The sequence below is a fragment of the Pseudomonas pisciculturae genome (assembly GCF_015461805.1).
In the GTDB taxonomy this organism is placed as follows: Bacteria; Pseudomonadota; Gammaproteobacteria; order Pseudomonadales; family Pseudomonadaceae; genus Aquipseudomonas; species Aquipseudomonas pisciculturae.
Window position 1 is genome coordinate 746,687 of record NZ_JACVZE010000001.1, and the last position, 21,349, is coordinate 768,035.

Genomic DNA, 21,349 nt, shown 5'->3' on the forward strand with positions numbered 1-21,349 from the left:
TTACTCCCCTTTGCCAGCAGCGGCAGCAGGCGCAGCAGGAGCAGTACCGGCGGGCTTGGCGTTGTCAGCGTCCTTGACCTTGACCTCAACGCCCGGCTTGACGTACTGCAAGCCTTCGGTGATCACGCGGTCACCGGCGTTCAAGCCTTTTTCCACCAGCCAGTAGGCGCCGGCGGTACGGTTGGCCACCAGCACGCGCTGTTCAACCTTGTTGTCGGCATTGACGATGAGTGCGGTCGGGATGCCTTTGAGGTCACGGGTCACACCTTGCTGTGGAGCCAGGATCGCCTTGCTGTTCACACCGGCTTGCAGTTGGGCGTGTACAAACATGCCCGGCAGCAGGGTGTGGTCAGGGTTGGGGAACACGGCGCGCAGGGTCACGGAACCGGTGGTCTGGTCAACCGACACTTCGGAGAATTCCAGTTTGCCGTCTTGGCCATAGTCGCTGCCGTCTTCCAGGGTCAGCTTGACCTTGGCGGCGTTGGCGCCGGCTTTTTCCAGCTGACCGCTTTCCAGGTCGCGGCGCAGCTTCAGCATTTCGGCCGAAGACTGGGTGACGTCGACGTAGATCGGGTCCAGTTGCTGGATAACGGCCATGGAGTCGGTCTGGCCATTGCTGACCAGCGCGCCTTCGGTGACCGAAGAGCGGCCGATACGCCCGGAGATCGGCGCATACACCTTGGTGTAGCGCACGTTGATCTGGGCGGTTTGCACGTTGGCTTCGGCAGTCATGCGGTTGGCGACGGCGGTGTCGTATTCCTGACGGCTGACGGCTTGTTCATCGACCAACTGCTTATAGCGGTCGGAGATGGACTTGGTCTGGGTCAGGCTGGCCTGTGCGCTCTTGAGGGTTGCCTCGTACACCGACGGGTCGATCTGGTAGAGCTGTTGCCCTTCCTTCACGTCGCCGCCTTCTTTAAACAAGCGCTTGAGAATGATGCCGTTGACCTGAGGGCGAACTTCCGCAATGCGAAAGGCCGTGGTGCGGCCCGGCAGTTCGGAGGTCAAGGTAAAGGCTTGCGGTTGAATAGTGACCACGCCGACCTGAGGGGCTTGAGCGGGCGGAGCCGCTTCTTCCTTTTTACATCCGCTGAGCAGCGATGCCAGGGCGACGGCAGTGACCAGGGCGGTAACAGCTGGCTTAAGTTGCATGAAGATCCTCGGGTCAGGCGCGCAGGGTGCGCACAAGAAGGGTGGAAGGTTTAAAAATAAACGGCATGTAGATAAGTAGCTTGCTACGCAATATACTTACGTTCATGGTTGTTTGTAAACTCTTGACAGGCTTCGCGCAATGTTGACAAAGCAACGCCAAAAGCCTCGATTCCATTACGTTCGGCACCCATGACGGTGTCGTCCCACAAAATATTCAGATGATCGTCAACGGCTATTAATTCTGCGTTAACAATCGTCTCAAGTGTCCTGATTGAGGTTTTACTGCCATGGTTCGTCGTACCAAAGAGGAAGCTCAGGAAACGCGCAGCCAAATTCTCGACGCCGCCGAGCAAGCCTTTTATGAGCGCGGCGTTGCGCGCACCACGCTGGCGGACATCGCCGCGCTGGCGGGCGTGACGCGGGGCGCCATCTACTGGCATTTCAGTAACAAATCCGACTTGCTCCAGGCCTTGCTCGATACGCTGCACGAGCCACTGGACGACTTGGCCCGGGCCGGTGAAAGCGAGGACGAACTCGACCCGCTGGGCTGCATGCGCAAACTGCTGATTCGTTTGTTTCATCAAGTGGCCCTGGACCCGAAAACCCGACGCATCAACGAGATCCTGTTTCATAAGTGCGAATTCACCGATGAAATGTGCGACATGCGCCGCCAACGCCAGACTCATACGCTGGAATGCAACCTGCGCATCGGCCTGACCCTGCGTAACGCGGTGCATCGCGGGCAACTGCCGGAAAACCTCGACACCTCCCGTGGCGCGGTGTGCATTCATGCCTACATCAACGGGCTGATCGGCCAGTGGCTGCTGATACCTGACAGCTTCCAGTTGCACCAGGACGCCGAGCGCTGGGTGGATGCAGGGCTGGACATGCTGCGCCTGAGCCCCAGCCTGCGCAATTGAGACAAAATGCGTAATTGCATCCGGTTGTGTCAACAGTAAAGCCTAAGGATGGTCAATCGTCCTTCTGGCTGATCTGTGGGCTGACTTTATATACGGGCGGGTAGCCGGTTGATAGGTAGCCGGCTAAGTATTTTGTAGGGATTTTGTTGCAGGGGTGTGAAGGAGTGTTTCTTCCCGCTTCTGGAGTGCACCGATTTCAAATGTGGGAGGGGGCTTGCTCCCGATAGCGGTGTGTCAGTCAATACATGTGCTGACTGAACCACCGCTATCGGGAGCAAGCCCCCTCCCATATTGGATCACTGTACTACTTCAGATAGGCGATCAGATCGCCAAAGTCGGATAGTCGATGTAACCCACCGGTCCCTTGCTATAGAAAGTATCCGGACGCGCATCATTCAGCGGCGCATCCGCCTTCAATCGAGCCGGCAAATCCGGATTGGCAATAAACGGCACACCCCAGGCCACCGCATCCGCCTTACCTTCAGCCAACCACGCATTGGCGCTGTCCTTGGTAAAGCGCTCGTTGGCGATATACACGCCGCCGAAAGCCTTCTTCAGCTGCGGGCCGAGACTGTCAGCGCCTTCCTTCTCACGCGAGCAGATAAACGCAATGCCACGCTTGCCTAATTCACTGGCGACGTAGGTAAAGGTCTCAGCCAGGTTATCGTCGCCCATGTCATGGGAATCGGCACGCGGTGCCAAATGCACACCCACACGCCCGGCGCCCCAGATTTCGATGGCCGCGTCGGTCACTTCCAGCAACAGGCGCGCACGGTTTTCCAGGGAACCGCCGTAGTTGTCGGTGCGCTGGTTGGTGCTGCTTTGCAAGAACTGGTCGAGCAGGTAGCCGTTGGCACCGTGGATTTCCACGCCGTCAAAACCCGCAGCCTTGGCGTTTTCGGCACCGGTGCGGTAAGCGTCGATGATGTCGGCGATTTCTGCTGTTTCCAGGGCGCGCGGGGTCGGGTAGTCGGCCAAAGGGCGCACCAGGCTGACGTGGCCTTTAGGCTGGATCGCGCTCGGCGCCACCGGGGTTTCACCGTTCAGGTAGGACTCATGGGAAATACGCCCCACATGCCACAGTTGCAGGAAAATCTTGCCGCCCGCGCCGTGAATCGCCTTGGTCACGTTGGCCCAGCCGCGCACCTGGTCGTTGGACCAGATGCCCGGGGTGTCCGGGTAACCCACGCCCAGCGGTGTTACGGAGGTGGCTTCGCTGAGGATCAGCCCGGCGGAGGCACGTTGCACGTAGTACTCGGCCATCAGCGCGTTGGGTACGCGGCCCGCGTCGGCGCGGCAGCGGGTCAGCGGCGCCATGATGATGCGGTTCGACAGTTCCAGGTCGCCCAGTTTGATCGGATCGAAAATAGTCGTCATCGGTAAACACCTTCTCTTTGAAGTTGATCAGTGAGTCGCGGGGGCCAGGTCGGCGTCGCCGCCCTGACGGAAAGTAATCAAGGTCACCAGCAGCGCCAGAATCGCCAGCGCGCCGGCTGCCAGCGGCACGCTGGTCAGGCCGAAACCATGGGCAATCACGCTGCCGCCGACCCAGGCGCCGAGGGCGTTGCCGATGTTGAAGGCGCCGATGTTCAGGGTGGACACCAGGTTTGGTGCGGCCTTGCCGAAGGTCACCACGTTGATTTGCAGCGCCGGCACGGCGGCAAACGCAGCGGTGGCCCACAGGAACAGGGTGATTTCGGTCGGGATCAGCGCCACGCTGGTCCAGCTCAGCGCCGTCGAGATCACTGCCATGCTGATAAACACGCCGATCAAGGTGGCCGCCAGGCGTTTGTCCGCCAGCTTGCCGCCGATGATATTGCCCAGGGTCAGGCCCAGGCCGATCAGCAGCAGGGTCCAGGTCACGCCTTTTGGCGATACGCCGGTGACATCGCCCAGCAGCGGCGCGACGTAGGTGAAGAGGGTGAACATCGACGCAGAAAACAGCGCGGTCATGCTCAGCGACAACCAGATACCGGCACCCTTGAGGGCTGCCAGTTCGGCGCGCATGTCGAGTTTTTCTTCGTCACGCTTGGCCGGCAGGAAGCGGATCAGGCCGATCAACGCCACCACGCCAATCACCGTCACCGCCCAGAAGGTCGAGCGCCAACCGGCGGCCTGCCCCAGTGCGGTGCCCAGTGGCACGCCGAGCACGTTGGCCAGGGTCAAGCCGGTGAACATCAAGGCCACGGCCGACGCACGTTTGTTGGCGGGCACCAGGTTGGCGGCGACCACTGAGCCGATCCCGAAGAACGCGCCGTGGCACAACGCGGTGACCACACGGGCAAACATCAGCACGTTGTAGTCACTGGCCAGGGCGCAGAGCAGGTTGCCGATAATAAAGATGCCCATCAACGCTACCAGGGCAGCCTTGCGCGGCAGCTTGGCGGTGGCCAGTGCCATGAAGGGCGCGCCGATGGCCACGCCCAAGGCGTAGCCGGTCACCAGCCAGCCGGCGCCGGGGATCGACACGCCGAGGTCTGCGGCCACATCGGGCAACAGGCCCATGATGACGAACTCGGTGGTGCCGATGGCGAAGGCGCTCAGGGCCAGTATGAGTAGCGAGAGGGGCATTTTCGTTTCCTTTACAGCGGTTCGCTGATTTCAGAGCTGAGCTCTGTGATGAGCGCGTCGAGGAACGCTTGGATCGTTTCCTCGTTGCGTTTGAAAAAGTGCCACTGCCCGGCCTTCTGGCTGCTGATCAAACCCGCCCGTTGCAAGGTAGCCAGGTGGGCCGACACGGTCGACTGGGACAAGCCGCAGCGCTGGTCGATCTGCCCGGCACAGATGCCGTATTCGTGGTTGTGCAGTTGTTCGGGGAATTGCACTTTCGGGTCTTTGAGCCAGTTGAGAATGTCTCGCCGTACTGGGTGCGCCAGGGCTTTTATTATTTCGTCGAGGTCAATGGACATGGCAGGTGCTCGGTTTTTAAAGCGTTATATCGCGATGAAGCGAACCTTAAATCGTTATATCCCGATATACCAATATGATTTTGCTCTGAGGACAGGCCAAATCGGTATATCGGGTTATAACGATACGTTGGCAGCAGTGATAGACTGCGCGCCATGAATTATCTCGCACATCTGCATCTGGGCGGCCAACTTCCTGCGCAACTGCTGGGCAGCCTCTATGGCGATTTCGTCAAAGGCCGCCTGCAGGGCCAGTTCAGCCCGCAAATCGAAGCGGCGATCCAGCTGCATCGCTCGATCGACCGTTTCACCGACAGCCACCCGTTGGTGGGGGAGGCGTTGTCGCGCTTCAGCCTGACCCGCAGGCGCTATGCGGGGATTGTCCTCGATGTATTTTTCGACCACTGCCTGGCGCGGGATTGGGCGTTGTATGCCGACCAACCGCTGGAGCGCTTCACCTCGCAGGTGTACCGCGTGCTCGCCGCCGAGCCACAGTTGCCGGGGCGGTTGGCGCAGATTGCGCCGTGGATGGCGGCGGATGATTGGTTGGGGTCTTATCGCGAGTTTACGGTGATGGAGCAGGTGTTGCGGGGGATTTCGCGGCGGTTGACGCAGCCGCAGGAGTTGGGGTTTGCGATGCAGGAGTTGCGTGAGTTGTATGAGCCGTTGAGTGAAGACTTCCGGGTGTTCTACCCCGAACTGCAAGCCTTCGCCCAAATCCAACTGGCCACTGAGGTCTAAATGTGGGAGGGGGCTTGCTCCCGATGGCAGTGGTTCAGTCAATGTATGTAGTGACTGACACTCTGCTATCGGGAGCAAGCCCCCTCCCACATTTAGATCCCACATAAAGTGGGTTCTGTGTTCACTTAAGCTCAGGCGGCAAATGCCGGCCGAACATCAACCTGCTCAGCCTCCGGCACCGGCCCAAACAACACCTTCTGCACGGCCTGTTGCGCCTGATACGCCAGCGCCGCACGTTCCTGCCCGGCACAGGCAATTGGCTTGAGCACATGAATCTCCACATCGCCCTGGTCATTGCCAAACAAGCGCATCAGGTGCGAGAGCAAATCATCATCGCCAATAAACGGTGCCAACGGGTCCACTTGCCCATCGCGCAGGTAACGGATCGCCACCGGTTGCAGCGCCACATCCGCATCAATCGCACTGGCCAGCAAGCGCCCGTGGAAGGTGCGCAGGCTGCGCCCGTCAGTGGTGGTGCCTTCGGGGAACATCAGCAGCGGGTGCTGTTGCTCCAGATGACGGGTCATCTGCTTGCGGATCAACTGGCTGTCGCCTGACCCTCGGCGAATAAACAAACTGCCAGCCTTGGCCGCCAACCAACCGGCCACCGGCCAGGTGCGTACTTCGGCCTTGGACAAAAACGACATCGGCGCTACGGCGCCCAGCAGCGGAATATCGGTCCACGACACGTGATTGCTCACCCACAGCATTGGCTGCGTCGGCAACTCACCGTGCACGGTCACGCGAAAGGGCAGGGCATTGGTCAGTCGCGCCATGAAAAACCGCGACCAGCGCTGACGCCGCACCATCGAGTTGGCAATGCCCAGACGCTCGAACACACCAAACACACTGGCCATGCTCAAACCCAGCGCCACCACCACCAGCACGCGGGCAATGCGCCCGTACACCCGCAGGCGGCTCATCACATTGCAGCCTTGAAGTGGCGGGCATAACGCGGGCAGAGGTTGTCGCGCTTGAGCAGGATAAACACGTCGGCGACCTGGAAGTCTTCATCCCAGCATGGCTCGCCGCAGATCTTCGCCCCCAGGCGCATATACGCCTTGAGCAGCGGCGGCATTTCGGCGATGACGTTGGACGGCAAATCCAGAGCCGGCAGCGGTTTTTTCGGTTCGGCGCGCAGGTGTTCGTTGCACAGGTAGCGTTCACGCAGGCGCTGCATGATCGCGTGGGCCTGGATGCCGCCGTCGTGCATCGGGATGCTCGCGCAACCCATCAGGTAGCTGTAGCCGCCCTGGTTGAGCACTTCGGCCAGTTCGCCCCACAACACGGCGATGGTGCCGCCGTTGCGGTAGGCCGGGTCGACGCAGGTGCGGCCGATTTCCAGGATCGGGCCTTGCAAGTGGAGCAAGCCATGCAGGCTGAATTCTTCTTCGCTGTAGAACCGACCCAGGGTGCTGGCGGCCGCGTGGTCGAGCAAGCGGGTGGTGGCCACCAGGCGACCGGTATTCAAGTCCCGCACGCCGATGTGGCTGCAGTGAACATCATAGTCATCCATGTCCAGACCCAGCTCCGCGCCTTTCAGCTTGGCGTTGAACTCGCCGCTGAATACGTTGAACCGCAGGGCCTGGGCTTCCTGCAACGCCTGTGCGCCAACCAGGCGTTCGGCTTGCAGACGGCGTTCATTGCCGGTGTCGCTGATGCGGGCGATCTGAGTCATGGCGAGTCTCCGAGTGCCGGCCACGTTTCGGCCGGTCGACTTTGTTGTCCAAACTCAGGCTAGGCAGGCCCGGTGTCATCTCCATGAAGTTATGGTGACGCTTGGATGACAGCCCTCTATGTCGCAAATCTGTCATCCGCCTCGGCTAGGCTCGCGGGCTTGAGTGCCCCCTTGAGTTTGCGTCCATGGTCAGAGGCTTGTTGTGCGTTGCCCTGCTGTTCGTCACCGTTACCGCCCACGCCGAAGTCTGGCCTGACAAGGAGTGGGCCAAGGGCACCCAAATCGAAGGCCCTGCCGTCGATGCCTTGAATGCCTACGCCTTCCCTGCGCGAGACGACACCACCCGCCAAGGCCTGCGCACCGACGCGCTGTTGGTGATCCGCGACGGCGTTGTTGTGTACGAGCGCTACGCCGCGCCGACCACGGCCACTACCCCGCACCTGACCTGGTCCATCAGCAAAAGCTTGATGGCCACCGTGCTGGGCGTGGCCTACGGCGAAAACCGTTTCAAACTCACCGACCCGGCTGCGCGTTTCTACCCGCCGATGAAGCAGCACCCCAAGGTGACGATGGCCGATTTGCTGCACTGGGCCTCGGGCCTGGGCTGGCAGGAAGATTATGAGTACGCCCCGCTCAAGTCCTCAGTGGTGGCGATGCTCTACACCCGTGGCCGCAGCGATATGGCCGAGTTCGCCGCGCAAAGCGAAGCCGCCAGCGCGCCGGGTCAAACCTTCTGTTACTCCAGTGGCGACACCAACATCCTCTCCGCCACGCTTAAAGGGATGCTCGGCCACAAGGCTTACATGAGCTACCCGTGGGACGCGCTGTTCAAGCCGCTGGGCATTCGCAATGCGACGTGGGAAACCGATGCGGATGAAACCTTCGTTGCTTCTTCCTACGCCTATCTCACGGCTCGCGACCTGGCGCGAGTGGGTCTGCTGATGGCGCGGGACGGTCGCTGGGGTGATCAACAGTTGCTGCCCAACGATTGGATCGCCTTCAATCGCCAACCCTTCGCTTACTACAAGGCCGGCCAGGATGAAGCGGTGCCGGGTGGTCATTGGTGGCTCAACAGAGGCGAGCCACGGCCCTGGCCCGATGCGCCCAGCGACACCTTCGCCGCCCTCGGTCATTGGGGCCAGGCGCTGTATGTGATGCCAGAAAAGCGCCTGGTGATCGTGCGCTACGGCGATGACCGCGACGGGAGCTACCGTCACAATGAACTGCTCAAACGCGTACTTGCGGCGGTGCAGCCATGATCCGTCGTCGGCCGTTTACCAGTCTGTTTCTCCTGCTGCTGTTGGCGTTGCTCGGCTGGGTCTGGCACGAGCGCGTCAACCTGCAAGCCTTCCCCGACATCATCGCGGCCTACACCGCCAAGGAATATTGCTCGTGCCGCTATGTCGCCAATAACCCCGCCGAGTATTGCCAGGGCTATGTGAAGCAATACGTGCCCACCAGCGCATTCAGCGATAACCCGGAGCGCAGCGAAGTCACCGCCAGCGGGCTGGGCCGCACGCACACCGCCCGCTGGCTCGGTGACCGCCAGGGCTGCCGCCTGAACCCCTGACGCACCACACATCTCCTGTGGAAGTGATGGGCAGGGGGCCCTAAGGTTCCACAGGGTGGAACCACCTTTGATTGTCCTCGCGCGCGCATCGCGGTTAGCTGGCGGTGTGCAGCAAACAAGAACGGGAACACCCGACTGTGAGGAGAATCACCCATGCGCCCACACCAGCACATCCTGGATTGGCTCAGCGACGTCGCCAGCGACTTGCACGCCGTGCGTCAGGATATTCACGCCCATCCCGAACTCGGCTTTGAGGAAAACCGCACCAGTGCGCTGGTGGCCAAATCGCTGAGGGATTGGGGCTATGAGGTTCATACCGGCATCGGCAAGACCGGCGTAGTCGGCGTACTGCGTAACGGCGGCAGCTCACGCACCCTGGGCATCCGCGCCGACATGGACGCCTTGCCCATCATCGAAAATACCGGCGCGGCCTACACCAGCCAACACGCCGGGTGCATGCACGCCTGTGGGCATGACGGTCACACCACCATGCTGCTGGGTGCCGCGCGCTACCTGGCGGCCACGCGGCAATTCGACGGTACGCTGAACCTGATTTTCCAACCCGCTGAAGAAGGCCAGGGCGGCGCCGAAGCCATGCTCGCCGACGGTTTGCTGGAGCGCTTCCCTTGCGATGGCCTGTTCGGCATGCACAATATGCCGGGCTTGCCAGCGGGGCATCTGGGCCTGCGAGTGGGGCCGATGATGGCGTCCCAGGACTTGCTCACCGTCACGTTGGAAGGCGTCGGCGGTCACGGCTCCATGCCGCACCTGACGGTGGACCCGCTCGTGGCGGCGGCGAGCATGGTCATGGCATTGCAGACGGTAGTGGCGCGCAATATCGACACCCAGGAAGCTGCCGTGGTCACGGTCGGCGCCCTTCAAGCGGGCCAGGCTGCCAATGTAATTCCGCAAGAAGCATTGCTGCGCTTGAGCTTGCGCGCGCTCAACCCCAAAGTGCGCGAGCAGATGCTGGAGCGGGTGTTCGCCATCATCCAAACCCAGGCCGCCAGCTTCGGCTGTACTGTGCAGATCGAGCATCGCCCGGCGTACCCGGTGCTGGTCAACCACCCCGAAGAAACCGAGTTCGCCCGCCAGGTTGGTGTCGCCTTGCTTGGCACCGACGCCGTGGACGGTAACACCCGCACCCTGATGGGCAGTGAAGACTTCGCCTGGATGCTGCAGCGCTGCCCCGGCAGCTACCTGTTTATCGGCAACGGCGTGTCGCGGCCGATGGTGCATAACCCCGCCTATGACTTCAACGATGACATCCTGCTGACCGGCTCCGCCTATTGGGGCGCGCTGGCCGAGAGCTGGCTCAAGCCTGCCTGACGACTCGACTTTTTCTGCCGCTGGACCCTTTCCTACTTTCGGTTGAATGGAGTGTTCCTCATGCAGACTTCACACACAGGCGTATCCCGCACCCGCCAGGTGGTGGCGGCGGTAATCGGCAATGCGTTGGAATGGTATGACTTCATCGTTTACGGCTTTCTGGCGAGCATCATCGCCCGGCAGTTTTTCCCCTCAGACGATGAATACGCCTCGCTGCTGATGGCCTTGGCAACCTTCGGCGTGGGCTTTTTCATGCGCCCGGTGGGGGGCATCCTGTTGGGAATGTATTCGGACCGCAAAGGCCGCAAGGCGGCGATGCAGTTGATTATCCGGCTGATGACCGTGTCCATCGCGCTGATCGCCTTCGCGCCGAACTATGCCGCCATCGGCATGGGCGCGCCGTTGCTGATCGTGGTGGCGCGCATGCTCCAAGGCTTTGCCACCGGTGGTGAATACGCCAGTGCCACGGCGTTCCTGGTGGAAAGCGCACCGGCCCATCGCAAGGGATTGTATGGCTCCTGGCAATTGGTGGGGCAGTGCCTGGCGGTGTTTGGCGGGGCGGCGATGGTGGCGATGGTCACCCACTTCTTCTCGCCGGAAACCCTCGACCTGTGGGGCTGGCGCTTGCCGTTTGTGTTTGGCTTGCTGATCGGCCCGGTGGGGCTGTGGATTCGCCGGCATATGGAAGACCCCGAGGAATTTATCGAGGCGCGCAAACACGCGACCGGCCCGGCGCCGAGCCTGATGCAGGTGGTGCGTGAGTATCGGCGCAGCATCCTGGTGTCCATGGGGCTGGCGTGTGGCGCGACGGTGTCGTTTTACGTGGTGCTGGTTAACATGCCGACCTTCGCGCACAAAAGCCTCGGGCTGCCGCTGGATCAGGTATTGATGGTACAGATGTTGGCGGTGGCGCTGATGACCGTGGTGATTCCACTGTCGGGCATGCTCTCCGATCGCCTGGGGCGGCGCCCGGTATTGATGGCGTTCACCCTGGCGTTTTTCGTGATGGTCTACCCGCTGTATGTGTGGGTTGCCGCAGCGCCGTCGATCGAGCGTTTACTGGTGATGCAGGTGATGCTATGCACCGCCATCGGCGGGTTCTTCGGCCCGGCCCCGACTGCTTTGGCCGAGCAGTTCCCCATCGAAGTGCGCTCGACGGGTGTGTCAGTGGCCTATAACGTGGCAGTCATGGTGTTCGGTGGTTTCGCGCCGTTGATCGTGACTTGGCTGACCAAAGTGTTGGGCACGCCGGTAGCGCCATCGTTCTATGTGTTGTTCGCCTGCGTGTTGACGCTGATGGGCACTTATTGCATGCACGAGGCACCGCGGGCCAAGCGGCCGCAGCCGTTTTCGAGTGAGGTGAAGCCTTGAGTATTGTTGACTGGGATGCCACGCAATTGTCGCGCTCGATCCATGCGCGGCAGGTCTCGTGCGAAGAGGTGATGCAGGCGTACCTGGCGCAGATCCAACGCTTCAACCCAGGCGTGAATGCGCTGGTTTCACTGCGCAATGCCGATGAGGTACTGGCCGAAGCGCGGGCTTGTGATCGTGAGTTGGACCAAGGCCAGTCACGCGGCTGGATGCATGGCATGCCCCAGGCGATCAAGGACCTGGCGGCCACCAAGGGCGTGCGTACCACCTTGGGTTCGCCACTGTACGCCGAGCATGTGCCCACCGAAGACGCCATCAGCGTGGCGCGGGTGCGGGCCAGTGGCGCGATCATTATCGGCAAGACCAACGTGCCGGAATTCGGCCTGGGCTCGCAAACCTACAACACCTTGTTTGGCACCACCGGCAATGCCTACGACTCAAGCCTGGTAGCAGGCGGCAGCAGCGGCGGGGCGGCGGTGGCACTGGCGCTGCGTATGCTGCCGGTGGCGGATGGCAGCGATATGATGGGCTCGCTGCGCAACCCGGCGGCGTTCAACAATGTGTTTGGCCTACGACCGTCCCAAGGTCGAGTGCCTTACGGGCCGACGCCAGAACTGTTCGTGCAGCAGTTGGGCACCGAAGGCCCGATGGGCCGCAGCGTAACGGATGTGGCGCGCTTGCTGAGCATCCAGGCAGGTTACGACCCTCGGGTGCCGCTGTCGTCGAAGGATGATCCGGCGGTGCTGGGCCAACCGTTGCAACGGGATTTCAAAGGCATACGCCTGGGCTGGCTGGGCGACTACAACGGCTACCTGCCGATGGACGATGGCGTGCTGAGCCTGTGCGAATCGGCCCTCGGCGATTTCGCGACACTGGGTTGTGACGTGGAAAGCTGCCAGCCGGATTTTTCCATGGCGCGGCTGTGGCGCAGTTGGCTGGTGCATCGCCATTGGCTGGTGCACGGCAACTTGGGTGCGGCGTACGCCAACCCGCAAAAACGAGCGTTGCTCAAGCCCGAAGCACAATGGGAGGTGGAGGGCGGTCTGGGCCTGAGCGCGCAGCAGGTGTACCAGGCATCGGTGGACCGCAGTGAGTGGTATCGCGCCTTGGCCAAATTGTTCGAACGTTACCATTTCCTGTTGTTGCCCACGGCCCAAGTGTTCCCTTTCGATGCACAACAGCCGTGGCCACGCCTCGTGGGCGGGCGAGAAATGGACACTTATCATCGCTGGATGGAAGTCGTGATCGGCCCGACCCTGGCCGGTTTGCCAAGCATGAGCATTCCGGTGGGCTTTAACCCCCAGGGCCTGCCGATGGGCGTGCAGATCATCGGTCCAGCCCAGGCGGACCGGGCGGTGCTGCAATTGGCTTACGCCCATGAACAGTTGACGCAATGGGTGCAGCGTCGCCCGCCGGCGTGCCTTGAATCGATGGGTTGAGGGGCAACCGGGCCTGTATCTTGCTGTGAAAAATGATCATCCACCGGCATCAGGGAGATCGAACATGGCCGAGACAGGCACCGTACGCTCGGTTGAGCGCGCATTGGCTATCGTCGAATTACTGGGCAAGCACCAGGCCTTGGGGCTTGAGGAGTTGCACTACCTCACGGGTTTGCCCAAGGCCACCGTGTCACGCATGTTGCTGACCCTGCAGGATCAGGGCTGGGTTTACCGTGGCCTGAGCGACCGGCGTTACCGTCTGCGCGCCCAGCGTCTGTTTGGCGACACTCAGCAACGTTTCAAGCGCCAAGTGGTAGAAAGCGCCGCACCCTGGCTGCTGGAACTCAGCGAACGCACCGGCTTGGTGGTGGACTTGTCCTGCTTTGATGGCGAGCGCCTGGAAGTCATGGAAAGCGCGATCCCTGGCGTGCTGCGCAAGCTTTATCCCAACAACTGCCAGATCGTCGGCCAGCATGCCAGCCTGTTCCATTCGGCGATGGGCAAGGCGTGCCTCACCCAATTGCCAGCCGAAGAGGTGCTGCGTTTGGCAGGCCGCGAACAGGTGGCGGCGGATGAGCAATACCACGCTTGCGAGCAAAGCCAGCATCAGGGCTTTGGTCAGCGTACCGAAGGGTATTGGGAGTACCCGGTGCGGTTGCCGTTTTTGATTCGTGCGGTTGCATTGCCGGTGCGTGCGAATGGGCGCTTGGTGGGGAGCATGGCGCTGCACTGGCCGATGCATCAGGCACCGGTGGAGCGGGTGTTGAATCTGCATATGGCCAGTTTGGAGCAGGCCGTGGGTGAAGTGCAGCGGGCATTAGCCTGACGGAAGCATCGCCGCTGCCACATTGGATTTGCGCCGCTTGTGACATTGCGCTTAAGGTTCGTTCAGGTTTTTTTCCCACGAGTCTTTAATGTTCAACGCTTCTGTCATCAAACCCCTGGCCCTCGCCCTGCTGGCCGCCGCTGCCATGCCTGCCCATGCCGACTGGTACCTGGATAACGAGTCCTCTCGCTTGTCGTTCGTCACCACCAAGAACACCGAGATTGCCGAAGTCCATCGCTTCCTGGTGTTGCACGGCAAGGTCGACGGCAAAGGTGCTGCGCAGCTGGAAGTGGAGTTGGAGTCGGTCAATAGCGGCATCCCCATGCGTGACGAGCGCATGCGCAATGAGCTGTTCGAGATCAAGACTTTCCCCGACGCGCTGATCAACGCGCAAATCAACCTGCAACCCATCAACGATTTGGCGCCTGGCGCGCAGTTGGAATTGCGCCTGCCGCTGAGCGTCACCCTGCATGGCAAGACCCAGACCTACAGCGCCGAATTGCTCGCGACGCGTTTAGATGACCGGCGTTTCCAAGTGGTGACCCTGGAGCCGGTGGTGCTGCATGCCGAGGACTTTGACCTGATGCCCGGTGTCGCCGCGTTGCGCAAGGCGGCCGGGTTGGCCTCCATCAGTTTGTCGGTGCCGGTGGGTGCGGTGCTGATCTTTACGGCGCGTTGACCATGGCGGGCGCAGTGTTCCCGTGGCGCAGCGCCAACCGCTTCGAGTTGTTGATCGACGGCCCGGCTTTTTTCCCGCAGATGCTGGTGGACATTGCCCGCGCCGAGCGGCAAGTCGATCTGGAGTTGTACCTGGTGGAGGCCGGTGCGTGCGCCGACGCCTTGGTGCAGGCGCTGGTGCTGGCGGCCGAACGAGGCGTGCAAGTGCGTTGCCTGTTTGATGACTACGGCAGCCTGGCGTTTACCCTCGGGCTGCGTAAACGCCTGACCGATGCGGGCGTGGAGTTGCGCTTCTACAATCGCCTGAGTTGGCGCCGCTGGATGCGCAACTTGTACCGCGATCACCGCAAACTGCTGCTGATCGACCAAGGCATCGCTTTTGTCGGCGGCACCGGCGTGACCGATGAATTCTGGACGCCGGGCAGCAATAGCGCCGACTGGCACGAAGTGATGGTGCAAATCAGCGGCCCGCTGGTGCTGGACTGGCAGGCACTGTTCGACCGCCAATGGCACGCCAACGCCGCCCGCCGCGAATGGAAACCCGCCACCCGCTTCGGCCTGCCACGCTTGCCCAAGATGCCCGCCACCGGGCCTGGGCTTGGCCGCGTTGCCTATGCCGACGCCCGTCAACACCGCGACATCCTGCAATCGTTGATTCGTGCGTTGAACAGCGGCCAGCAGCGTATCTGGCTGGCCACGCCGTATTTTTTACCGACTTGGGGCGTACGTCGTGCGTTGCGCCGTGCAGCGGGAAGGGGAGTGGATGTGCGTTTGCTGCTCACCGGCCCGCGCACCGACCACCCCTCCGTGCGTTACGCCGGGCACCGTTACTACCCGCGCTTGCTGCGTTCGGGGGTGCAGATCTTTGAATACCAGCCGTGTTTCCTGCACCTGAAAATGGTGCTGGTGGATGACTGGGTGAGCGTGGGGTCGTGCAATTTCGACCATTGGAATTTGCGCTTCAATCTGGACGCCAATCTTGAGGCGCTGGACCCGGATTTAACGCAGGCAGTGGTGGGCAGCTTCGAGCGGGATTTTGCGCAGAGCCTGGCAGTGAGCCTGGAGACATGGCAGTCGCGGCCGCTGTGGCGGCGGGTGAAGCAGCGGGTGTGGGGGTGGATCGATCGGTTGGTGGTGAACCTGTTGGATCGGCGGGGGTAGCGCACCCCCGCCGTTGGCTCAAAACTGCAATGAGTACTGCGCGCTGATGCTGTGGTCCCGCGTGCGCTCGCCGCGTTGTTGGCTGAAGCCCAGCTCGATTGCGCTGTCGCGGGACAGGCGTGCGGTGGCGCCCAGATCCAGGTGGGTGCTGAGGCGATCCAACGGCGCGCCGCTGACGCTCATCACACGGCCTCCTTCCCACGCCGCCTGAGCGGTGGGTTGCAGGTCGCCGCTGGCACGGGTGTGTGCCAGGCCGCCGCGCACGCTCAACCACGATGGGCCGATCTGCGCCTTGCCCAAGTCAAGGTTGACCCGCACACCGCCGGTGGTCAGGTTGACGTTCTCATTGGAGCGTTTGCCGCGCAGTGCGGCCATGCCGCCGCTTTCGTTGAAGCCTTCGCTGCGCTGTTGCACGTTGGCCAGTTGCAGGTAGGGCTGCCAATCCCAGAAGTCATGGCTGAACTGATAATTGGCCTCGGCAAACGTCTGCACAGTAGTGCTGGTGTATTTGGCGGCCAGGCGGCTTTCTGCGCCGGGGAAGCTGACACGGCGTTTGGTCTGCACCTCGTGTTGCGCGTAGGCAATGCCGCCATAGAGGCCAAAAGCGCCCCAATTATGACCAGCGTGCAGGCCCAGTTGGCGGGTATCAACAGTCGCTTTACCGCGAGATCCAGTCTTCACTTCGCTGCTGCCGCTGCCTGCCACCACACCCAATCGTGTGCCTTGTTCCAACGGGTGATCGAAGCCGATCAGCAGGCCTGCGCTGCTGTGGGACGTACGCGCAGTGCCGTCATCGCCAGCCAATTGCCCGGACTGGCGAGGCAGTTGCACCCACGCGCCCTTATCCGTGATGTTTGGTCCGGCAGAGTGGCTGCCCTGCACAAGGCGTTGACGAGCGAGTACTGCCTGACGCAACACGCGGCTGTTTTCGAGCAACACCGCTTGGGTGCTGGCATGCAGTTCACCGCTCAACTGGTCCAGGGCAGAGGGCGCCTGTTCGGGAAACAGTGCTGTCAGGCGTTGCAGCAAAGGGGTGGGTTCGGCTTGAGCATCTGCCGCGGCGGCGACGGCGCGTTGGTTGGCAGTGCTCGCCGCCGAAGCCAGTGATTGGCCACGGCCGAACTCCACCCGCAAATCATTCCCCTGCCTGAACTGGGAAACGCTGAGGAAGGGCGAGAGTTCGCGATGGTTGATCGAGGAAAAGGCTCCGCTCAACGCACCTTTGGACTGGAGGATGGTGTAGCGCTGGCCCAAGGGGTAGCTGTTGGGTTGCGCACTCAGGTACAGCGTGCCGCCGTCGATGGAGGCCCTGCTGCTGACTTGCAGCTTCGCCGGATGTGCCTGGGGACTCAGGCTGGTCATCAGGGTTGAGCCTGCGGTTTGTTGGTAGTCGCCCTCGACAGCCAATGAGCCGTTCAGGCGCAGAACGCCGCCGTCGACGTTAACGTCCCCCTGGAGGTGACTGGTGCCGTCCAGCTCCAGAATGCCGTCCTTGAGCGTGGCCCCGGCGAAGCTGTTATTGCCGCTCAGGCGCAGCCAGCCGATACCGGTTTTTTCCAGGCGGCCGGGGCCGCTGATGTCGTTGCGCCAATCATCCCAGGCACCGCCTTGCCAGACAATCGCGCCGCCGGCGGCGCGGTCCATGTTTACTGCGGTATCGACGCGCAATTGGCCGGGGCCGTCGATGGCTTTTTTCAGGTTGATCAGGCCCCAGCCGTAGATATCGTCAACGCCCGGTTCGCCGAGATCGGTGGCGGTGGTCAGGAGGACGTCGCGGATTTGCGGGTTGTCGAGGTAGGGGAAACGTTCCATCAGCAGGGCCAGTGCGCCGGTGGCGTGAGGGGCGGCCATGGAGGTTCCGGTACTTAATGCATAACCGAGCTCTGGCTTATCGCCAGTCACTGCAAAGCCGTTGATATTACCGTCTTGGTCATAGTGGTACTCAGTCTGTATGGAACCTGTGACCCAGGACGAGTTGATGTCTGTCCCTGGCGCGGCAAGGCACCAATTTTCCGCAAAGCCGCAGCGCCTGGAAAAGTCGCCCAGAGCCAGCTCTTTATTCACGTTGACGACGGTCAACCAATAGGGCTCCAGCTCTGCCATGGCGCGTGGCAGGTTGGGGTGCAGCCCGGCGTTCGACGCTGTTTGAGGAGAGACGTGCGCTATGGGCGAGTTGCCCGCTGACCACACATGCAACATTCCATACTTGATAGCGTTGTCTGCTATGGCCTTGAGTTCTGCATAAATGGGGGAATCGGTTTGGCTTAATGCGCTATCGAGCTCGGTTTCAGTCGTAGGCGAAAATGAGCTTCCCCAACTTTGATTGACCACACGTATATTCTGCTTGTGCAACTCGGCATAGGTGGCGTCTACCGCTGCAACTGTCGGTTCGGGAGCCTTCAATAGGTCGGTTATTTCAATTGGGCCTCCCAAGTAGGTATTGCCGTACTTACGCACTGCACTCAAGTTGGCCGCATAAGCGACACCGTGAACTGCGGAACCATCACGACTGGCGAGCACGGTGCCGGCAACGTGAGTGCCATGAGCGTTATAGGTTGTCCCTACAAATTTGAGGTATTGATCAAGTTGCTCTCTGGTAATTGCTCCATCGGCTATAAGGTTTTCAAGGCTGGCCAATGCTTCAGGTGGCAATGAGTCGATCACTCTTACTGCCGCGCGGTCACCCTCAGTGTAAAAGCAGCCATTCTCCAGCAAGGTTCCACTCATACAACCGGCGTCAGCCATAAGGACACTGGCGTTTGACTTCCCGGCGAACTCACTGTGGCGCAAGTCGGTTCCCGAATCGTAAACCCCCACTTGCACTCCTGGGCCACTCAATCCCCGTGCATAAGCGAAATCTGCACCGATTGCCGCCAACCCCCAATTATTCTTGAACTCGTCACTGTGCCAACTGGCAGCGTCATGCAATCGGCCTTGCTCGATGTAGTTCGCCGCATCAACGGTGGTGCTCGACAGACAGGCGAGCACCAAGAGAGCGATAGCGTTTTGATTGAACGATGATTCAGCAGGCGATGTTCGGGTTGCCGACCGGGCGATTTTTGTGGGTGACATAATCCACACACCTGCACATGAAAATGGAGCTACAGGGTGCGCAATTGAGCAGTAGGAGGGATGTAGGGCCTGGATGGGACGGGGAGATGAAATCTTACTTTTTGCTGACAGAGGCGGGCCAGTACACAAGCCCCCTCTTTAAAAAGAGGGGGCTGCAGGTGTTACAACAACTCGAACGTCTGCTGCTGCACATCCTGGGAGTCCAACCCAATCTGCACATTGAACTCACCCGGTTCTGCCGCAAACTTGAGCTGGGTGTTGTAGAACTTCAAGTCTTCCTCGGTGATGGTGAAGTGCAACGTGCGCTCTTCGCCGGCCTTGAGCATGACTTTCTGGAAGTTCTTCAGCTCTTTGATCGGGCGGATCATCGAGCCGGCCACGTCCTGGATATACAACTGCACCACGGTTTCGCCATCGACCTTACCGGTGTTGGCCACGGTCACGCTGGCGTCGAGCTTGCCGGTCTTGTTCAGGGTAGTGGACGACAACGCCATATCCGACAGGGTGAAGGTGGTGTAGCTCAGGCCATAACCAAACGGGAATAGTGGCCCTGTGGTGTCATCGAAGTATTGCGAGGTGTAGTTACCCGGTTTGCCTGGAGTGAATGGGCGGCCGATGGTCAGGTGGTTGTAGTAGGTCGGAATCTGCCCCACCGAGCGTGGGAAGGTGATCGGCAGTTTGCCCGACGGGTTGTAGTCGCCAAACAGCACGTCGGCAATGGCGTTGCCGCCTTCGGTACCGGCAAACCAGGTTTCCAGGATCGCGTCGGCCTGTTGGTTCTCTTCAAGAATCGACAGCGGGCGGCCGTTCATCAATACCAACACCAGCGGCTTGCCGGTGGCCTTGAGGGCCTTGATCAGGTCGCGCTGGCTCTGGGGGATGTTCAGGTCGGTACGGCTTGAAGACTCGTGGGACATGCCACGGGACTCGCCCACAGCGGCCACGATGACATCCGCATCCTTAGCCGCCTTGACGGCCTCGTCGATCAGCACCTGGGGCGCGCGGGTGTCATCCACCACCTCCGGGGCATCGAAGTTGAGGAAGTTGAGGTAGTCCACCACGGCTTTGTCGCCGGTGATATTGGCGCCACGGGCGTAGATGATCTTGCCCTTTTCGCCGATCACTGCGTTCAGGCCGTCCAGCAGGGTGACCGATTGCTCGGGCTTACCGGCGGCGGCCCAACTGCCCATCATGTCGATCGGTGCCTTGGCCAGTGGGCCGACCAGGGCAATGGTCGCGGATTTTTTCAGCGGCAGGGTGTTGTTCTGGTTTTTCAGCAACACCAGGCTGCGGCGGGCGATATCGCGGGCCTCGGCACGGTGCAGGCGGCTGTCGGCGTAGGTGTCGGCCGGGTCATCCTCGGCCTTGCCGATGCGCAGGTACGGGTCTTTGAACAGGCCCATGTCGTACTTGGCGCCGAGCACTTCGCGCACGGCGTTATCGATGTCGCTTTGTTCGATTTCGCCGGATTTGAGCAGACCGGGCAATTCCTTGCCATACAGCGAGTCGTTCATGCTCATGTCGATGCCGGCCTTGATCGCCAGCTTGGCGGCTTCACGCCCGTCCTTGGCCACGCCGTGCTTGATCAGCTCGAAGATCGCGCCGTGGTCGCTCACGGTCAGGCCCTTGAAGCCCCAGTCGCGGCGCAACAGGTCATTCATCAGCCAGGTGTTGGCAGTGGCAGGCACGCCGTTGATGGAGTTCAGCGCCACCATCACGCCGCCGGAGCCGGCCTTGATCGCCGCGTGGTACGGCGGCAGGTAGTCCTGGTACATCTTGACCGGGCTCATGTCGACCACGTTGTAGTCGCGCCCGCCTTCCACCGCACCATACAGGGCGAAGTGCTTGACGCTGGCCATGATGCTGTCGGCATTGGCCGGGCTCACGCCCTGGAACGCCTTGACCATCACTTCGGCAATGCGCGAGACCAGGTAGGTGTCTTCGCCGAAACCTTCGGAGGTACGGCCCCAGCGCGGGTCACGGGAGATGTCGACCATCGGCGCAAAGGTGATGTCGAGGCTGTCGGCGGCGGCTTCCTGGGCAGCGATGCGCCCGGAGCGGCCGATGGCGTCCATGTCCCAGCTGGAGGCCAGCGCAATGCTGATCGGGAAAATCGTGCGGTGGCCGTGGATCACGTCGTAGGCGAAGAACATTGGGATCTTCAAGCGGCTGCGCATGGCCGCGTCCTGCATCGGGCGGTTTTCCGGGCGGGTGATGGAGTTGAAGGTGCCACCGATACGGCCGGCGGCGATTTCCTGGCGGATCAGCTCGCGGGGCATTTCGGGGCCGATGCTGATCAGGCGCAGTTGGCCGATCTTTTCATCGAGGGTCATTTGCTTGAGCAGGTCGCTGACGAAGGCGTCCTTGTCTTTAAGCGCAGCAGGCTTTGTTTCTGCCCATACGGGGTGACTGGCCAGAGTGGCAACAAGGCCGAGCAAACACAGCTTTTTCATGAATATCCTTTTTCGGCACACTGCACAGCAAAAATGCGCTGTTCTGCCAAAAT

At 61.2% G+C, this 21,349-nt stretch carries 18 protein-coding genes; 10 read left to right on the forward strand and 8 right to left on the reverse strand.

Annotation, left to right across the window (positions count from 1 at the left end):
* Positions 1-1,152, reverse strand: a complete 1,152-nt coding sequence (locus tag ICY20_RS03320) for an efflux RND transporter periplasmic adaptor subunit (RefSeq protein ID WP_159963241.1) — start codon at positions 1,150-1,152, stop codon at positions 1-3.
* A 287-nt stretch (positions 1,153-1,439) separates the two neighbouring features.
* Between ICY20_RS03320 and ICY20_RS03325 the strand changes: the two genes are divergently transcribed.
* The gene (locus tag ICY20_RS03325) at positions 1,440-2,072 is read left to right on the forward strand and encodes a TetR family transcriptional regulator (RefSeq protein ID WP_159963240.1); all 633 of its coding nucleotides are present in this window, start codon (positions 1,440-1,442) and stop codon (positions 2,070-2,072) included.
* 321 nt (positions 2,073-2,393) lie between these two features.
* Here the strand turns inward: ICY20_RS03325 and ICY20_RS03330 are convergent, their stop codons facing one another.
* Genes ICY20_RS03330 through ICY20_RS03340 form a run of 3 tightly spaced genes read right to left on the reverse strand, consistent with a single transcriptional unit; the run spans position 2,394 to position 4,981 of the window.
* Positions 2,394-3,449: an alkene reductase gene (locus tag ICY20_RS03330; RefSeq protein ID WP_194936916.1), complete on the reverse strand. Its 1,056-nt coding sequence runs from the start codon at positions 3,447-3,449 to the stop codon at positions 2,394-2,396.
* 27 nt (positions 3,450-3,476) lie between these two features.
* Entirely contained in the window at positions 3,477-4,643 is a 1,167-nt protein-coding gene (locus ICY20_RS03335) for an MFS transporter (RefSeq protein WP_159963238.1), read from the reverse strand.
* 11 nt (positions 4,644-4,654) lie between these two features.
* Complete coding sequence (locus tag ICY20_RS03340; RefSeq protein ID WP_159963237.1) at positions 4,655-4,981, reverse strand: ArsR/SmtB family transcription factor; 327 nt, start codon at positions 4,979-4,981, stop codon at positions 4,655-4,657.
* 153 nt (positions 4,982-5,134) lie between these two features.
* Here ICY20_RS03340 and ICY20_RS03345 point away from each other — a divergent pair, with 153 nt between their 5' ends.
* Complete coding sequence (locus tag ICY20_RS03345) at positions 5,135-5,719, forward strand: acyl carrier protein phosphodiesterase (protein ID WP_194936917.1); 585 nt, start codon at positions 5,135-5,137, stop codon at positions 5,717-5,719.
* Positions 5,720-5,850: 131 nt separating this feature from the next.
* Here the strand turns inward: ICY20_RS03345 and ICY20_RS03350 are convergent, their stop codons facing one another.
* A complete protein-coding gene (locus tag ICY20_RS03350) occupies positions 5,851-6,642 on the reverse strand; it encodes a lysophospholipid acyltransferase family protein (RefSeq protein ID WP_194936918.1) in 792 nt (263 codons plus the stop codon).
* Positions 6,642-7,397, reverse strand: a complete 756-nt coding sequence (gene olsB / locus ICY20_RS03355; protein ID WP_122487961.1) for an L-ornithine N(alpha)-acyltransferase — start codon at positions 7,395-7,397, stop codon at positions 6,642-6,644. Before olsB ends, ICY20_RS03350 begins: the two co-directional genes overlap by 1 nt.
* A gap of 185 nt (positions 7,398-7,582) precedes the next feature.
* Here olsB and ICY20_RS03360 point away from each other — a divergent pair, with 185 nt between their 5' ends.
* From ICY20_RS03360 to ICY20_RS03395, 8 genes are all read left to right on the forward strand, one after another.
* On the forward strand, positions 7,583-8,656 hold the full coding sequence (locus ICY20_RS03360; protein ID WP_194936919.1) for a serine hydrolase domain-containing protein: 1,074 nt from the start codon (positions 7,583-7,585) through the stop codon (positions 8,654-8,656).
* Entirely contained in the window at positions 8,653-8,967 is a 315-nt protein-coding gene (locus tag ICY20_RS03365) for an amidase (RefSeq protein WP_194936920.1), read from the forward strand. Before ICY20_RS03360 ends, ICY20_RS03365 begins: the two co-directional genes overlap by 4 nt.
* Before the next feature lie 153 nt (positions 8,968-9,120).
* Positions 9,121-10,296, forward strand: a complete 1,176-nt coding sequence (locus ICY20_RS03370) for a M20 aminoacylase family protein (protein ID WP_194936921.1) — start codon at positions 9,121-9,123, stop codon at positions 10,294-10,296.
* Positions 10,297-10,356: 60 nt separating this feature from the next.
* On the forward strand, positions 10,357-11,667 hold the full coding sequence (locus tag ICY20_RS03375) for a citrate-proton symporter (protein ID WP_122487965.1): 1,311 nt from the start codon (positions 10,357-10,359) through the stop codon (positions 11,665-11,667).
* A complete protein-coding gene (locus tag ICY20_RS03380; RefSeq protein WP_194936922.1) occupies positions 11,664-13,106 on the forward strand; it encodes an amidase in 1,443 nt (480 codons plus the stop codon). Before ICY20_RS03375 ends, ICY20_RS03380 begins: the two co-directional genes overlap by 4 nt.
* Before the next feature lie 64 nt (positions 13,107-13,170).
* Positions 13,171-13,932 carry an IclR family transcriptional regulator gene (locus tag ICY20_RS03385; protein WP_194936923.1) on the forward strand — a complete coding sequence of 254 codons (762 nt, stop codon included), beginning with the start codon at positions 13,171-13,173 and terminating at the stop codon, positions 13,930-13,932.
* An 88-nt stretch (positions 13,933-14,020) separates the two neighbouring features.
* Positions 14,021-14,611 carry a YceI family protein gene (locus tag ICY20_RS03390; protein ID WP_194936924.1) on the forward strand — a complete coding sequence of 197 codons (591 nt, stop codon included), beginning with the start codon at positions 14,021-14,023 and terminating at the stop codon, positions 14,609-14,611.
* A 2-nt stretch (positions 14,612-14,613) separates the two neighbouring features.
* Positions 14,614-15,771 (forward strand): phospholipase D-like domain-containing protein, encoded by a 1,158-nt coding sequence (locus tag ICY20_RS03395; RefSeq protein ID WP_159963394.1) that lies wholly within the window; start codon positions 14,614-14,616, stop codon positions 15,769-15,771.
* Between the two features lie 18 nt (positions 15,772-15,789).
* Here the strand turns inward: ICY20_RS03395 and ICY20_RS03400 are convergent, their stop codons facing one another.
* Together ICY20_RS03400 and bglX are read right to left on the reverse strand one after the other, a co-directional pair.
* A complete protein-coding gene (locus ICY20_RS03400; RefSeq protein ID WP_194936925.1) occupies positions 15,790-18,843 on the reverse strand; it encodes a S8 family serine peptidase in 3,054 nt (1,017 codons plus the stop codon).
* Between the two features lie 161 nt (positions 18,844-19,004).
* Complete coding sequence (bglX, locus tag ICY20_RS03405; protein WP_159963396.1) at positions 19,005-21,296, reverse strand: beta-glucosidase BglX; 2,292 nt, start codon at positions 21,294-21,296, stop codon at positions 19,005-19,007.
* Positions 21,297-21,349 lie beyond the last annotated feature (53 nt).

Bases quoted from the DNA above. Each gene is read 5' to 3' on its own strand.
- ICY20_RS03320 (WP_159963241.1), bottom strand. From the start codon at position 1,152: ATGCAACTTAAGCCAGCTGTTACCGCCCTGGTCACTGCCGTCGCCCTG.
- ICY20_RS03325 (WP_159963240.1), top strand. From the start codon at position 1,440: ATGGTTCGTCGTACCAAAGAGGAAGCTCAGGAAACGCGCAGCCAAATT.
- ICY20_RS03330 (WP_194936916.1), bottom strand. From the start codon at position 3,449: ATGACGACTATTTTCGATCCGATCAAACTGGGCGACCTGGAACTGTCG.
- ICY20_RS03335 (WP_159963238.1), bottom strand. From the start codon at position 4,643: ATGCCCCTCTCGCTACTCATACTGGCCCTGAGCGCCTTCGCCATCGGC.
- ICY20_RS03340 (WP_159963237.1), bottom strand. From the start codon at position 4,981: ATGTCCATTGACCTCGACGAAATAATAAAAGCCCTGGCGCACCCAGTA.
- ICY20_RS03345 (WP_194936917.1), top strand. From the start codon at position 5,135: ATGAATTATCTCGCACATCTGCATCTGGGCGGCCAACTTCCTGCGCAA.
- ICY20_RS03350 (WP_194936918.1), bottom strand. From the start codon at position 6,642: ATGAGCCGCCTGCGGGTGTACGGGCGCATTGCCCGCGTGCTGGTGGTG.
- olsB (WP_122487961.1), bottom strand. From the start codon at position 7,397: ATGACTCAGATCGCCCGCATCAGCGACACCGGCAATGAACGCCGTCTG.
- ICY20_RS03360 (WP_194936919.1), top strand. From the start codon at position 7,583: ATGGTCAGAGGCTTGTTGTGCGTTGCCCTGCTGTTCGTCACCGTTACC.
- ICY20_RS03365 (WP_194936920.1), top strand. From the start codon at position 8,653: ATGATCCGTCGTCGGCCGTTTACCAGTCTGTTTCTCCTGCTGCTGTTG.
- ICY20_RS03370 (WP_194936921.1), top strand. From the start codon at position 9,121: ATGCGCCCACACCAGCACATCCTGGATTGGCTCAGCGACGTCGCCAGC.
- ICY20_RS03375 (WP_122487965.1), top strand. From the start codon at position 10,357: ATGCAGACTTCACACACAGGCGTATCCCGCACCCGCCAGGTGGTGGCG.
- ICY20_RS03385 (WP_194936923.1), top strand. From the start codon at position 13,171: ATGGCCGAGACAGGCACCGTACGCTCGGTTGAGCGCGCATTGGCTATC.
- ICY20_RS03390 (WP_194936924.1), top strand. From the start codon at position 14,021: ATGTTCAACGCTTCTGTCATCAAACCCCTGGCCCTCGCCCTGCTGGCC.
- ICY20_RS03395 (WP_159963394.1), top strand. From the start codon at position 14,614: ATGGCGGGCGCAGTGTTCCCGTGGCGCAGCGCCAACCGCTTCGAGTTG.
- ICY20_RS03400 (WP_194936925.1), bottom strand. From the start codon at position 18,843: ATGTCACCCACAAAAATCGCCCGGTCGGCAACCCGAACATCGCCTGCT.
- bglX (WP_159963396.1), bottom strand. From the start codon at position 21,296: ATGAAAAAGCTGTGTTTGCTCGGCCTTGTTGCCACTCTGGCCAGTCAC.